Source organism: Microbulbifer sp. THAF38 (assembly GCF_009363535.1).
Taxonomy (GTDB): Bacteria; Pseudomonadota; Gammaproteobacteria; order Pseudomonadales; family Cellvibrionaceae; genus Microbulbifer.
In genome coordinates this window covers 1,108,192-1,121,385 of record NZ_CP045369.1, presented here as the reverse complement: position 1 = coordinate 1,121,385, position 13,194 = coordinate 1,108,192, and the positions used below count along the sequence as shown (strand labels likewise).

Genomic DNA, 13,194 nt, shown 5'->3' with positions numbered 1-13,194 from the left:
TGACTTCAATCGGCTCAGTATTGCTGGATTTTTTGCTATGTAATTGCGTGAAAAAAACCGATTTCAAGTTATGAAACAGCCTCTAGCTACCGGTTCTGAATCACCCATTATGCGGGGCCGCAATGGGCGGTTCCCAATCCGTATTACCCAACGATAGTCTCGAAATGCTTGACGTATCAAATAAAGGCATCCAACATCAAAACCACCGTTTTGCCCTGGTTTTAACACAGGTGCTTTAGGCATTAGAAGTAAGGAGTTTCAAATGAGGACTATTTTATTAATAACCTTTCTTTTTCTTAGTACTTGCGAAGTATCCACTTCAAAGAATTATACTATTCAAGCTGAGGGATGGTAGAATCATGAGGAGAATCTTAAAGCCTACCCTGTCATAGCTAATCTTGTCTGGAATAACAAATTAAATCATCAAATTCAAAAAGAAGTTGTAGAGCTCCAAGATCAAGATTTAAGTAATCTATTAGGTCTTCGCTACAAAATATGTCTTTAAGTTCTGGTGAAAGAGGTGTTTTATTCAATGCATATTTAAATCTTCATTCATTGACAAGATGGGCGATAAAGTAATTGAGATTTGTAGGAAAGAAGTGGAAGCTCAATCAGCAACCACCCGCATAGCGAGTGGTATGATGAAAGCCCCCAGAGGGGCTAGTTATAACCCCGCAAGTTACATCAGATCTTGCCGGCGTTCTTCGACCTCTTGATTCTTGATGTACTCTCTAATCATCTGATCATCAAGCCCCACTGTACTCTCGCAGTAACCCCGAGCCCAAAAGTGTCTTCCTGTGAAATTTCTCTGTACATTCTTGTACTTCTGAAATATCTGGATCGCAGATTTCCCTTTCAGAAACCCAACCGTATTAGAAACACTAAACTTCGTAGGAATCATTAATAGCGTATGAATGTGATCCCTCATTGCGTACCCCTCGATCAACTCAACACCCTTTTGACAACATATATCTCGGAATATTGCTCCAATCTCCCGTCTCAATGTCCCAAATAACACTTTCTTTCGATACTTGGGCACAAATACCACGTGGTACCTGCAATAATGTTTTACGTGAGCTTGGCACTGCCAATCTCGCATATGGCCTCATTCTAGAACTTGCCGGTTCATGGAGGCCATATTTTTACTCTGCACGCCGGAACAGCTGAGCCTTGTCAAGTCTCACCGCCAGAGTCGATGGTTTACCTGTATGTTAATTACTGACTACTTCAATTCTAATAAGTCAAACCATTCAGACACAGCTGTCGCCTCGTCGTTGTTTAGACATTATGATTTGACCAATCACACAATTTATTAAAATCCAAGACTTGAATAAATCTGCAAGACTTACTCTTACCAACATACAGGAGCACTATGGCATGTATGGCGTTGAATGGATTTTATCAGATGTGCGCAGTGCAATTGAAAATTTTGAGAACTATGATGTAGTGAGCGCTGATGAAGTTTTTGGAGCTATTCGACTCTCATTTGAAAACAATCGCTGTCAACTGCGAGATATTCAAGTTATATCTACTCAACAGAACAAACGGTTAGGCACTTTAATTATCTCTAAGGTAATCGAGCTTGCAGGCAAAAACACTAGATTTCATTGATCTACGAGTATTTAAACGTAGTGCAGCATATAGACTTTATGGTCGCCTGGAGTTTGCCATAGAAAGCGAGGATCATAAATTTTATCAAATGATGCTTACAGTCATATAGGTAGTTTCTAGCTACCGACGACTACACCACCCATCGAGTGGGTCCGCATTGGGCGGTTCCCTACCCGCAATAAATCTCTACCCAACAATAGTGTCGAGCAGCTCTTCATTTAAGTTAAGTGCCGTCGCAGAGCGCTACCTCAACTTTATCCAACTGAAAACCTATTGGTAGACTTGCCCTATCTTTTAAATCATGGAGTTAGATTCAGGTTTTCACCCTTTCCAAGGTATTAGTCTTGACATTTGGCTACTATGCCGTCGGCTGACTACTGCTTAATAACCTTGATCAATACTGACCGAGGCGCAGCTGTGTCCCACCACTTTTTCTCTATCTCCGCGATGGTGGCTAGCGGGCTGGGCCTACTTATGAGTCAGCGACCATGCTGACAGCTTCACAGCAGCAAGCTAAATAGACCTCCCCAGATAAGAAGGTGAACTTTCACTACACAACTGCATCATTGACTCTACCTGTTAGATCAACCCGCTTCGGTGCCCTTGGCCACCTCGCCTCCAGGCTAAGCCTTGTATGATGTTTCTGCCCATCGGCTCATAGCTTTACTAGCAGCTTCCTCCCCACAATACCTCACGGTATTACACTTGCCATTCGCTTGTAGTTAGCATTTAATGAAATTCATTAAATGGTGATCTTCCTACAGGGGGCATTCACCCCACTAGTACACGCCCATACTGGGCGTACCAAGTACAAGCACAATTGCTCCACCTCGTTCCGCTGGACGTCGCTGACGCTCCGCCGATGTTGTGGATGCTAGCTGATGAAAGGAGTCAAAAGAGTAATGAATGAGATTTTGAAAGAAGCATATAGCGAGTTCTTAAGTGAGCTTAAAAAGGATCTACCATTTTTCTCGCTATCTGGGGCGCTTGTTGGAATTTTTATGATAATTTATGCCCCCGCTAGAAGAGCAGGAATCGCATCTGAAGAATCTTGGGCTAATGCGCTATTTTCAGACTTCGTTTCTTTTCAGGCCTATGGCTTAATGCTGTTTGGTGTTTTGATTTTAGGCTCTGCTGCGGTTTGTATATCTCGTTTGGAATTTCGATGTAATATATTTCATGATTCAGCGGCACATCTAAAGCTAAGACTGAAGCAGGTAACAAGTTCAATTGTTGCGTTTACGTTGGGCTTATCAATTGTTTCTATTATACATTCTGCTTTCAACTGGTCTGTACATGGTACCGCACTTGCACTATTAATGATTTGCTTCAACTCAATGTTAATAACCGGTCTATTTTCATCGGAGATTGCGCTCTATCTTATCGAGACATCAAAGAAGAAATCTGCACCCTTTCTTGCTCTATTCGCATCGATTTTACCGATTGTTGGGCTATTGCTTTGGGGTGGTTCATGAAGAAGCTGCTAACAATGCACTTCAGGCCGAAAGCCAATTTTGTGCACGCTACGTGTGATCGTTGTGCTCCCATTATTGCGCATAAATCACCCATATTTGTCCTCATCTAAGCACAGTATTAATTACCAAAAGAGAAATTATGCCATATACAAACTTTATTAGAAGTTTGGTAGTTTTTTGTCTAGTTGTAACTGCTTATCTTACTGGTGAGCATAGAGGCCTAAAGCGAGGTATAGAAATCTCAGTAGTCCTTATCCAGTCAGGGTGCTCGGCAGACCAAGCAAAAATGATTACTCTTCTCCTTGGATTTTCAAGGCGCGGAGAGGAAGAAAATGTATCAATGGGGTGAAAAATATATTATTCAAAACATGGACACCTACAATAATATTCAGACCACTCTGAATGTAGAATCTACATCTATAAAAGATACTGAGATTTATGGTCTTCTTAATGTGATGGTTTATTCTTTCCCCTCCAGTACAATTGAAAATTACATAGAAACATATATTGCTGGCGGTAAGAAATCCGATATCACACCAAGCAATTAAATCAGGCAGCGGGCAGTATCTAGTTACCAGCCCTCCTCACCACCTATCGTACGGGTCCGCAGTGGGCGATTCCCTACCCGAATTAAATGTCTACCTAACGATAGTATCGAGGAGCTCTTCTTTTGAGTTGAGTGTCATGGCAGTGAGCTACCACAACTTTATCCGACTGGATAACATATCGGTAGGCTAGCCCTGTCTTTTAACTTATGGAGTTTGGGTTCAGGCCTTCACCCTGTCCAAGCTATTCATCTTGGCATTAGGCTACTATGCCGTCGGCTAACCTCTGTTTGATCACCTTGCTCATCACTGACCTAGGCCCTGCTGTGTCTCACCTCTTTCATCTATCCCCGCGATGATGGCTAGCGGATTAAGCCTACTAATGAGTCAGCGGTCACGCTGACAGCTTCACAGCACAAGCTAAACTGATCTCCCCAGATAAGAACGTGAACTTTCGCTACCTAACTGCATCATTGACTCTACCCGTTAGATCACCCAGCTTCAGTGCCCCTGGCCACCTCACCTCCAGGTTAAGCCTTATAGGATGCTCTGTTCGTCAGCTCATATTTTGCTAGCGGCTTCCTCCCCACAAGACCTCGCGATCTTACAGTTGCCATTCGCTAGTAGTTAGCATTTAATGGAACCCATTAAACGGTGATCTTCCTACAGGGAACTTTCATCCCTATTAGTTCACGCCCATGCTCGCGGCATTAAACATAGAGTATTGATTGAAGAATGAGTAAAGAACAACCAAATAATCCGCTACATGGTATTACTCTTGAGAAAGTTGTTACACGTTTGCAGGAGCATTATGGCTGGGATGGTTTGGCAGATAGGATTAATATCAATTGCTTTAAGAGCGATCCAACAATTAAGTCTTCGCTCAAGTTTTTACGCAAAACCCAGTGGGCGCGAGATAAAGTCGAGAATCTGTATATCTCAACTTTTGAAAATAAATCTCCGTGGGCTAATCGTAAATAATCACTATTTGGTAGCCACATAGATGTCGCTGTGATTAAGCTGGGACAGGCGCATAAATCGGGTAGCCGGTAGTTTCTAGCTACCGGCCCCCACACCACCCATCGTGCCAATCCGCAATGGCCGGTTCCCTATCCGTTGAATCCCTACCCAACGATAGTGTCGAGCAGCTCTTCATCTGAGTAGAGTATCATGGCAGTGCGCTACTTCTGAGCCAGCGGCCACGCTGGCAGCCTCACAGCAGCAAGTTAAACTGATCTACCCAGAGTAAGAACGTGACCTTTCACTGCACAGCTGCACCATTGACTCTACCTATTAGATCACCCGGGTTCGGTGCCCTTGGCCCCTCGCCTCCAGGTTAAGCCTTATAGGATGTTTCTGTTCGCCAGCTCATAGCTTTACTAGCCGCTTCCTCCCCACAAGACCTCACGGTGTTGCAGTTGCCATTCGCTGATAGTTAGCATTTAATGGAACCCATTAATCGGTGATCTTCCTACAGAGGACTTTTACCCCATTAGTCCACACCCATGCTGGGCGTGCCAAATTTAGGCAAGTGAACAAATTTACCAGACACAATAAGTTGTTTTTATGCAGCCTTTTAATACTCAATTTACCTTATCTAGAGATTACCTTGCCGAATGCTATGATCAGTCTCTACCCTATGGGAAAAATGTCAAACCCAGTTATCTTCTTCCTACATTATTATTATCTACTGGTGCGGGATTGCTGTTATTTACTGAGCAACCTAAGATCGCAAGTTACACCTTAATTGCATTAGGCGTACTGGAACTGATTCATATTCGATTTCGACGAGCTTGGTGGTTAGCACGGCAGATGCTTGGGAGAAGTGCCGGTAGTGAAGTGAAATTAACCATAGATAAGGATGGAATCCAGACACAGAATCCTTATACGATAACAGCTCTGTCGTGGGCAGATATCGAGCATATTATTGAAACTGATTTAGGGCTTATTTTGGTGGCTAAATCTGGAGGGCAGCAGTACTTGTCTAAATCGTTATTACCTGCTGAATTAATTAATGAGATAGTTACCAAGATTAGGGGTAAACATTGATTTAAATAAAAATTAAAATCGTGCCTACAATGCAGCTAATACAATACATAACAAGTTGCCCAAACGCGACAACTCTACAGAGGGAGGCTTCTTATTTCTTCTTAGTGTATTTAGCTGGATGGGGCTTGAGCCTGGCAGATTTCAGGCTCTACAATTCTGAAGCAGATCAGCAGCGTAATTTCAATATCGTAATGTCAGGGTGGCTTTTACTTTCTATAGTGGGTGCTGCTTGGTTAAGTAGGCGAAAAAAACTAACAATGCGCTGCAGTCCTCAGCTTACTGCGGGCACCTTTTGCACGGTCGCTGCGCGCCTATTATTTTAGACAATGCACCCGCAGCAAGCTGAGGCTGAGCACGGTATTAATTGTATTTAACCGGGACTTTTATGCACGATTTACTTAGTCAAGATTTTATATTGTCAGAGGCGGCGGTAGTTGAGCCTAGATTGCCAACATAAGTGACACACGTTTACCCACCAAAAATTCCAGTGGGCTCAAGTAATTTAACACCTTCCTGGGGCGAGTATTGATTCGAAACACTGCATCATCAATACGGCTTTTTGGTATCTTGCCTATTTCCACTCCTTTCGGGAAGAAGCGCCTCAAGAGACCATTAGTGTTTTCGTTCAGCCCACGCTCCCAGGAGTGGTAAGGTTTCGCAAAATATATTCTGCATCCTAGCTTCTGCGCAATCGATTGATGACCTGCGAATTCTCCACCATTATCGAAGGTGATGGTTTTGCAGATGGCCTGATATGGCTTCAACATCTGCTTGATCGCCCGGCTCACTGTTTTCTTGCTCTTATTTGGGACTCTGCGAGTGAGCAATAATTTGGAAACTCGTTCAACCAGTGTCACCAGATAGCCATCTTGACCATAAACTGTATCGCCTTCCCAGTGACCTATCTCAGTGTTTTCATCGACAATCGCAGGTCTTTGATCAATATCTATGCGCTCTGGAATAAGCTTTACGCCTGCCTCGGAACCTGCCCGTTTCTGATAAGGTTTGGCTTTCCTTGGCAGACGTGACCTCCAGTTAAGTCGACTGACCCAGCGGTAAATTGTTGAACAACTAACCGTTTTCGTACACCGTTCAAGCCGCATTCGCCCAGCGATTTGTTCAGGACTTGCATTTTTTAGCTGGTGGTCGATTTGTACCTGCATGGCAAAGTCGAGCTTGGTATGTTTAATAGCTCCGTGCCGTCGTTGCAGTGCCTGACGGTGGGCACTCTCGGCACAGTAAGGGCTGTAACGACCAAGCTCACGAGAGATGGTCTTATTGGATCTATTGAGGCGTAGTCCAATGGCTCGGGCTGAATAGTTCTGCCCATTAAGGACCTCAATCTGGTATCGTTCTTTCAAGGTCAGCTGGCTGGTACGGGTTCCCATGAGGTTCCTGGCTTGTTTGTGTGGAAGCTTACTAGCCTACAGCCAGCTGGCCTCCTTCGCTATCGCCAAGTGTGTCGGTTGTTATGGGAATCTAGGGAGCGGTTACGTGAGATGCCAGAGATCAGTCTTGATGAAAATCTTATAAATGCTCATCTTATCTATAGCCCGATCGGCAGGTCATCTTTGGCCAAGATCTACAATGAATATATTGACTTAGCTATTCAAGCTAGCCTTCCTTTACTAATTGCAGCTCCAACATGGAGAGCTAATTATGAACGTGTATTAGCATCTGAATTTCCAGAATGTATCAATCAAGATTCTATTGCATTTATTCGTTCGTTGATTCCTGAAACTAATCATAATGTTAGAGTCGGCGGTCTCATTGGCTGTAAAAATGACTGTTATAGACCTGAGCAATCCCTTTCTATTTCTGAAGCTAAATATTTTCATTCTTGGCAGGTTAATGAGTTTTCAAATACAGATGTTGATTATCTCATGGCCGTTACGCTACCAAGCTTATCAGAAGCACTAGGTCTAGCTATTTTAATGTCAAGGCAATCTAAGCCCTTTATTATTAGCTTTGTACTAGATGATCAAAGTAATTTGTTAGATGGTACTCCTCTTCATATAGCAATCTCTGAAATAGATGAGCTGTTAGAATCAAAAAAACCACTTGGCTACTTTATTAACTGCGTACACCCTAAATATATAAAGTTAGATAAGGTGCCTTGTGGTAGATTACTTGGTGTTCAAGCAAATGCTTCATCGCTATCTCACCAAGAACTAGAGCTCGCAAGTAGTGTACAGGTTGATGATATTCATGAATGGGGTAGTGCAATGATAAGTTTACATTCCAATTATGGGGTTAAAGTTTTAGGTGGTTGTTGTGGCACAGATAAGAGGCACCTAGAATATCTGATAGGAAAGATCTAAATTTGGTAGCCAGTAGTTTCTAGCTACCGACCCCCACACCACCCATCGTGCGGGTCCACAATGGGCGCCTTCCTATCCGTAATGAACCTCTACCCAAGGGTAGTGTTATGGCAGTGCGCTACCTCAACTTTATCGGCCTGGAAACATATCGATAGGCTAGCTTTGCCTTTTAACTCATGGCTTTAGGTTCAGGCCTTCACCATGTCCAAGGTATTCATCTTGGCATTAGGCTACTATGCCGTCGGCTGACTTCTGTTTAGTCACCTTGGTCATTTCTGACCGAGGCGCTGTTATGTCCCACCACTTTTATCTATCCCCGCGATGATGGCTAGCGGGCTGGGCCATTTATGAATCAACGGCCACGCTGACAGCTTCACAGCAACAAGCTGAACAGACCTCCCCAGGTAAGAGTGTGAACTTTCACTACACAAGTGCATCATTGACTCTACCCGTTAGATGACATGGCTTCGGTGTCCTTGGCCACCTCGCCTCCAGGCTAAGCCTTATAGGATGTTTCTGTTCGTCAGCTCGTATTTGCTAACGGCTTCCTCCCCACAAGACCTCACGGTGTTGCAGTTGCCATTCGCCAATAGTTAGCATTTAATGGAACCAATTAAATGGTGATCCTCCCACTGGGGCCTTTCACCTCATTAGTTCACGCCCATGCTGGGCATACCAAGCATCTGCAATCTAACCTCCGACCACTGTCACCTTTTTTGCCAAAACTTTGGCAAAAAAGGTGGCAGCAGCCTCAGGCAGTTGAGGCGGACGTTAGGTGCGTAATATCGACGACCTCTTTGAGACATGATAATGAAGAAACTCAAAAACGAAAAAGAGTTAGTGAAAAAGGCTATAGCACTTGGTACTGCGTATGGCACCAAGCGAGGAGTTGTCGAATTCGAAGCTACCGATTCAGCTCACGAGAAGCTCGAATATATTTATCGTCTTTTAGTGCACGATAAAGTTATTCAACCGCTTCAAGAAGACAAAATATCACAGAAGGCTATCATGCATAGGTTGGCAATTTGGGCCTCAAAGCAATGAGGCTCTAATAGGGTTTTCAACTGAATCAGGTAGCCGGTAGTTTCTACTCATAGTAGCGGCTGTTATGACTCAGGAGTATCAATGAAGCAAACCATTCTACTTATTTTTCAGTAATGCTGATAGGATGCACCGCAACTGGGCCAGCGTTTGATCAGGTTGACGAGCCGAAAAATGAAAAGGCCATAGCCTATATTTTCCGCCAAGCATCATTTTACGGATCTGGAAGTTCCCCTGATTTGGTTATCGACCAAAAAGAAATTAGCTGCCTCAAGAATGGAGGGGTCTTTGAGTTAGAATTGGAGCCCGGTATGCATACCGCTCTTTTCGATAAAGGGGCTTGGGAGCTGGACAAAGACCTTCGCATAAATATTTCAAGTGAAGCCGGCGAATTGTATTTTTCCGAATATGGTCAGGTTATGACCGCAATGTTTGCAACGACAGGGTTTGCTTCAGTCTCAGGAAGAAAGGACTTTTATCGTAAGACCAGGGAGCATTCGGTAGCCATACTAAAAGGGCTTAAAAAGTCATAACCATGGGTTAACAGCCGTTAGCGCTTGTATTCTTACGTTTTCACCAATAACAAAAACTAAACCATGTCCCGCTTTGTTTATAGCTTAGGTAAACATCGTTAACACAATAAACCGATAAATCGTCAGCCTTAGAAGAGGAGGAAACAGTCAGTCTGACGCAAAAAAGTATGAAGTGGCTTAAGGTAAGCCACTTCAATCACAAACGGCTAATATCCGCTAAAGGGGCAGCGGCATAGGTTTTTCATTAACCTTAAACTCGCTGTCCTTCAGGCTGATATTGGAGCTGTAGCCGTCATTGGTTGATACCAACAAACCTTGTTGCTCAAGAGACTCTAATATGGTCGGTACTTGTTGAGCAGCTACTTGCTCCAGCTGCTCTTCACTCATGCCTTGGGTTTGCGGGTTATTTTTCAATTGAACTTTCATCACTTGTACGGCCATAAATTCAATCAAGGCTTTATCTCCACTTAGCTTGCCGTCAACTAAGGCATGTGACAGCCAGAAAGCCGGATCTAGTGATTGCTCCGGTAACGCGCTAATGCCAACTAAGCTAGTATGAAGGTTACTGTTAAAGCTGCCTTGCGGGAAAGTACCTCGTAAGCTGGTAATATTCACTTGAGGCTCGCCAGCCACTAAAGATAACAGGTTAGCGCTCATAAACTCCATGGCCTTAGCTCCTGCGTCTTCAGCAGGTAGCGTATTGAGTGAGTTGGCAAAATCCTGATAAGACTTCAAAAATTCTTGGCTGATATTGGCGACCTCAATCTCAAGGGCCAGATCTTCACCATGGAATTCAGCTATGTCGATCTTTTTAGAGCCGTAGGCAACCTGCATATTTCCCTGTTGTTTTTCTTGGTTGAATTCAGTACTGGCCTTCACATATAGGTCAGCAATGTCAATATTTTCGTTTTGTTCTCTATCATTTAACCTGATGGCACCAAAGTTAATTGTTGTATCAGAATCATAAAAAGCACTTTCAAAGATTGCCTTAAGGGAGGAAGGCATGGTCATATCCATAGTCAACCTCTCAACCTTGACATCCCTTAACTCAGAAGTGACGGTAAGGCTATCGGCACCCCCTTGGTAAGTTAGTTGCCCATCCTGATATTGCCCTTTACCCTGAAAACCGCTGAAAGTTAATTGAGCTTTATGATCTTCAATATCAGTAGTAAATGGCGTAATGCTGTCGTTATAGTAATAACCACCTAGAGCATTCATATCGCCATGAAGCTGGTAAAAAGGAGTTTGCTCAGCCCACACCAAATGTTCACGTAATTGATCACCGGCAACTTCTAGCGTCCAGCCAAGCCATCCGAAACCGGCATGTTCACCGAAGCGAAAGGGGCCGTGGGAAGCACTGAAATCTACTTCTACAGAAAAAGGTTCAAGTTCAGGGGTATCTGATACATCCGAGAAAGCATTGAGATCCATGCTTACCAAAAAGGTGGTCTGGGTTGAAAACCAGGATGAATCCATGCTTTTTACTTCAACCGTGTATGCCGAATTTTCATTCGCGGCAGTGATTATTTCATCAATGGATGACTCAAGTTGAATACCGGTAATTTTCGGTGCAACAACACCAGTAAGCACTGCTGCTGAAAGCAACACACTTAATAATTTCTTCATTAAGATAAATCCAAACTACAAATGGGCTGAGAAGTAAGTCTAGTATTATCTCATATTTGCAGGCAACTGTAAGTCAAAATATAAATATTTTGTTCTTTCTTGATGCAAACTACAAACGAGCGTACCTATAACAACAATAGGTAAAGCGGACTCAATAAAACTTATCACATATAGTCCACAATGTTGGAGGCGGGAAGCCTTCCTCGTCGAAAATGAGAATGCTGTGCTTAATTGTAATTGGTACAAATTTTTATGTTCTATAAAGGATCGTGTAAATGTAACCGATGGCGAGTTGAGTTTCAGTTTGCTGAGCCACTCGAAATTATAAATCCTTGTATTTGCGACTGTAATTATTGCCTTCATTCAGCTTTGAAGTGCATCATTTACTCTACCCGTTAGATCTTCCGGCTTCAGTGTCCTTGCCTACCTCGCCTACAGCTAAGCCCTATACGATGTTTCTGTTCGTCAGCTCGAAGTTTTCCTCCCCACAAGACCTTGCGGTATTACAGTTGCCATTCGTTAGTAGTTAGCATTTAATGGAACCCATTAAATAGTGATCTACCTACAGGGGACTTTTATCCCATTAGCCCATGCCCATGCCCATGCCCATGCCCATGCTGAGCGTATTAAATTTAGGCAAGCGGACAAATTACTACGCCTTCGGCTCCGCAATTTGCCTTTGCTAAAGGCGTTTTGTGAGTTTGAGCTTAGTCTCGTAAAACGAAAACATATATATGTTTAGATTGTTACCAATATTTGGATTATTAGTTTCCTATCAGTCTTGGGCGTGTACATGTGCCCCCATAAGCGTGAATGAAGCTAAGGAATCCGCAGATGTGGTTTTTGCAGGCATAGTGGATAACTTCACGCTTGTGGACTCTAAAGAGGAATGGGAACCTAGAATTCTATTGGAATTCGATGTTGCTAGGGTATGGAAAGGTAATATTAGTAGTAAGTTTACCATGCATACTAATGTAGAGGGTTCTAGCTGTGGAGGCTTCTTCCGTGAATTTTTAAAGCCTGGGACCAACCTAATAGTTTACGGTTTCGGAAGAAAAGCAGAAAACTGGAATAACAAGCAAATAGATGGAGCTCCAAATGCCGCCTCCCTTAGTATTATTGGAGATAGAAAAACAATTAAGAATCACAAGTCGATTGATGAATTGACCGATGACGAAATCGTATATACAACCAATATCTGCGCTCGAACCGGATTAGTTTTATACGCTGTAAATGATTTCAAAGAGCTAGGTAAATTCAAAGAATATCGAAAACTAGATGTGAAGCCAGATCCTATTGCTTTAGATGCTATTACATGGAAACAAAATAGTCTGCCCGACGGATGTGGCGAGCTTGGTAATGCTCGTCGCTGGGAAGCTATTAACAGGCCGCCAATGAATTCTATAGAGCTAATTTCTCTTCTAGAAGATGGCTCGATGTACAAGAGTATACCCAAACCTCGAATTACGAGGTACAAGGATTTTTGGGTCTCTGACAAAAATGGAAATTATGGACTTTGTAGAAGATCAGTAGACCCAGAGATAGTATGTGGGCAGGCAACAATAGAGTATTCATTAGTGTCTTCTGATAATGAAAGTAATCAGAAACAGTGGAAGGTCACATATGGTGGCGTACAAACTTATTGCAAATTACGTGAGTAATTCATATAAATCGGGTAGCCGGTAGTTTCTAGCTGCCGGCCCCCACACCACCCATCATGGGACTCCGCAATGGGCGGTTCCCTATCCGTAATGAATCTCTACCCAACAACAGTATCGTGCAGCTCTTCATTTGATCTGAGTGTCATGGCAGTGCGCTACCTCAACTTTATCCGACTGGAAACCTATCCGTAGGCTAGCCCTGTCTTTAAACTCGTGGAGTTTAGGTTCAGGCCTTCACCATGTCCAAGGTATTAATCTTTGCATTAGGCTACTATGCCGTCGGCTGACTTCTGCTTAATCACCTTAGTCATTACTGACCGAGGCGCTGCTGT

Annotated in this window: 12 protein-coding genes; 9 read left to right on the top strand and 3 right to left on the bottom strand. The window is 43.3% G+C overall.

Annotation, left to right across the window (positions count from 1 at the left end; all coding sequences use genetic code 11):
- Positions 1-679 precede the first annotated feature (679 nt).
- The gene (gene tnpA / locus FIU95_RS04840) at positions 680-1,099 is read right to left on the bottom strand and encodes an IS200/IS605 family transposase (RefSeq protein WP_152452030.1); all 420 of its coding nucleotides are present in this window, start codon (positions 1,097-1,099) and stop codon (positions 680-682) included.
- 278 nt (positions 1,100-1,377) lie between these two features.
- On the opposite strand from tnpA, the gene FIU95_RS04835 reads away from it, so the two are divergent.
- The 5 genes from FIU95_RS04835 (at position 1,378) to FIU95_RS04815 (ending at position 5,680) form a co-directional block, all read left to right on the top strand.
- Positions 1,378-1,611 carry a hypothetical protein gene (locus tag FIU95_RS04835; protein WP_152452028.1) on the top strand — a complete coding sequence of 78 codons (234 nt, stop codon included), beginning with the start codon at positions 1,378-1,380 and terminating at the stop codon, positions 1,609-1,611.
- A gap of 881 nt (positions 1,612-2,492) precedes the next feature.
- Complete coding sequence (locus tag FIU95_RS04830; protein ID WP_152452026.1) at positions 2,493-3,086, top strand: hypothetical protein; 594 nt, start codon at positions 2,493-2,495, stop codon at positions 3,084-3,086.
- Positions 3,087-3,418: 332 nt separating this feature from the next.
- On the top strand, positions 3,419-3,634 hold the full coding sequence (locus FIU95_RS04825) for a hypothetical protein (protein ID WP_152452024.1): 216 nt from the start codon (positions 3,419-3,421) through the stop codon (positions 3,632-3,634).
- Positions 3,635-4,366: 732 nt separating this feature from the next.
- Positions 4,367-4,612: a VF530 family DNA-binding protein gene (locus FIU95_RS04820; RefSeq protein ID WP_152452022.1), complete on the top strand. Its 246-nt coding sequence runs from the start codon at positions 4,367-4,369 to the stop codon at positions 4,610-4,612.
- Between the two features lie 585 nt (positions 4,613-5,197).
- On the top strand, positions 5,198-5,680 hold the full coding sequence (locus FIU95_RS04815) for a YcxB family protein (protein ID WP_152452020.1): 483 nt from the start codon (positions 5,198-5,200) through the stop codon (positions 5,678-5,680).
- Positions 5,681-6,120: 440 nt separating this feature from the next.
- Here FIU95_RS04815 and FIU95_RS04810 read toward each other — a convergent pair whose 3' ends face one another.
- Positions 6,121-7,068: an IS30 family transposase gene (locus tag FIU95_RS04810; RefSeq protein WP_152452018.1), complete on the bottom strand. Its 948-nt coding sequence runs from the start codon at positions 7,066-7,068 to the stop codon at positions 6,121-6,123.
- A 111-nt stretch (positions 7,069-7,179) separates the two neighbouring features.
- Between FIU95_RS04810 and FIU95_RS04805 the strand changes: the two genes are divergently transcribed.
- The 3 genes from FIU95_RS04805 (at position 7,180) to FIU95_RS04795 (ending at position 9,575) form a co-directional block, all read left to right on the top strand.
- Positions 7,180-8,001 (top strand): homocysteine S-methyltransferase family protein, encoded by an 822-nt coding sequence (locus FIU95_RS04805; protein ID WP_152452016.1) that lies wholly within the window; start codon positions 7,180-7,182, stop codon positions 7,999-8,001.
- Positions 8,002-8,811: 810 nt separating this feature from the next.
- Positions 8,812-9,045 carry a DUF5062 family protein gene (locus FIU95_RS04800; protein ID WP_152452014.1) on the top strand — a complete coding sequence of 78 codons (234 nt, stop codon included), beginning with the start codon at positions 8,812-8,814 and terminating at the stop codon, positions 9,043-9,045.
- Positions 9,046-9,158: 113 nt separating this feature from the next.
- Positions 9,159-9,575, top strand: coding sequence for a DUF2846 domain-containing protein (locus FIU95_RS04795; protein ID WP_152452012.1), 417 nt, complete (start codon positions 9,159-9,161; stop codon positions 9,573-9,575).
- Positions 9,576-9,791: 216 nt separating this feature from the next.
- Here the strand turns inward: FIU95_RS04795 and FIU95_RS04790 are convergent, their stop codons facing one another.
- Positions 9,792-11,201 (bottom strand): YdgA family protein, encoded by a 1,410-nt coding sequence (locus FIU95_RS04790; protein ID WP_152452010.1) that lies wholly within the window; start codon positions 11,199-11,201, stop codon positions 9,792-9,794.
- Between the two features lie 809 nt (positions 11,202-12,010).
- Between FIU95_RS04790 and FIU95_RS04785 the strand changes: the two genes are divergently transcribed.
- Positions 12,011-12,862 (top strand): hypothetical protein, encoded by an 852-nt coding sequence (locus FIU95_RS04785; RefSeq protein WP_152452008.1) that lies wholly within the window; start codon positions 12,011-12,013, stop codon positions 12,860-12,862.
- Positions 12,863-13,194: the final 332 nt, after the last annotated feature.

Excerpts from the sequence above, each read along its gene's own strand:
- FIU95_RS04800 (WP_152452014.1), top strand. The coding sequence starts at position 8,812 with ATGAAGAAACTCAAAAACGAAAAAGAGTTAGTGAAAAAGGCTATAGCA.
- FIU95_RS04830 (WP_152452026.1), top strand. The coding sequence starts at position 2,493 with ATGAAAGGAGTCAAAAGAGTAATGAATGAGATTTTGAAAGAAGCATAT.
- FIU95_RS04815 (WP_152452020.1), top strand. The coding sequence starts at position 5,198 with ATGCAGCCTTTTAATACTCAATTTACCTTATCTAGAGATTACCTTGCC.
- FIU95_RS04805 (WP_152452016.1), top strand. The coding sequence starts at position 7,180 with ATGCCAGAGATCAGTCTTGATGAAAATCTTATAAATGCTCATCTTATC.
- FIU95_RS04820 (WP_152452022.1), top strand. The coding sequence starts at position 4,367 with ATGAGTAAAGAACAACCAAATAATCCGCTACATGGTATTACTCTTGAG.
- FIU95_RS04795 (WP_152452012.1), top strand. The coding sequence starts at position 9,159 with ATGCTGATAGGATGCACCGCAACTGGGCCAGCGTTTGATCAGGTTGAC.
- FIU95_RS04810 (WP_152452018.1), bottom strand. The coding sequence starts at position 7,068 with ATGGGAACCCGTACCAGCCAGCTGACCTTGAAAGAACGATACCAGATT.
- FIU95_RS04790 (WP_152452010.1), bottom strand. The coding sequence starts at position 11,201 with ATGAAGAAATTATTAAGTGTGTTGCTTTCAGCAGCAGTGCTTACTGGT.
- FIU95_RS04825 (WP_152452024.1), top strand. The coding sequence starts at position 3,419 with ATGTATCAATGGGGTGAAAAATATATTATTCAAAACATGGACACCTAC.
- tnpA (WP_152452030.1), bottom strand. The coding sequence starts at position 1,099 with ATGCGAGATTGGCAGTGCCAAGCTCACGTAAAACATTATTGCAGGTAC.
- FIU95_RS04835 (WP_152452028.1), top strand. The coding sequence starts at position 1,378 with ATGTATGGCGTTGAATGGATTTTATCAGATGTGCGCAGTGCAATTGAA.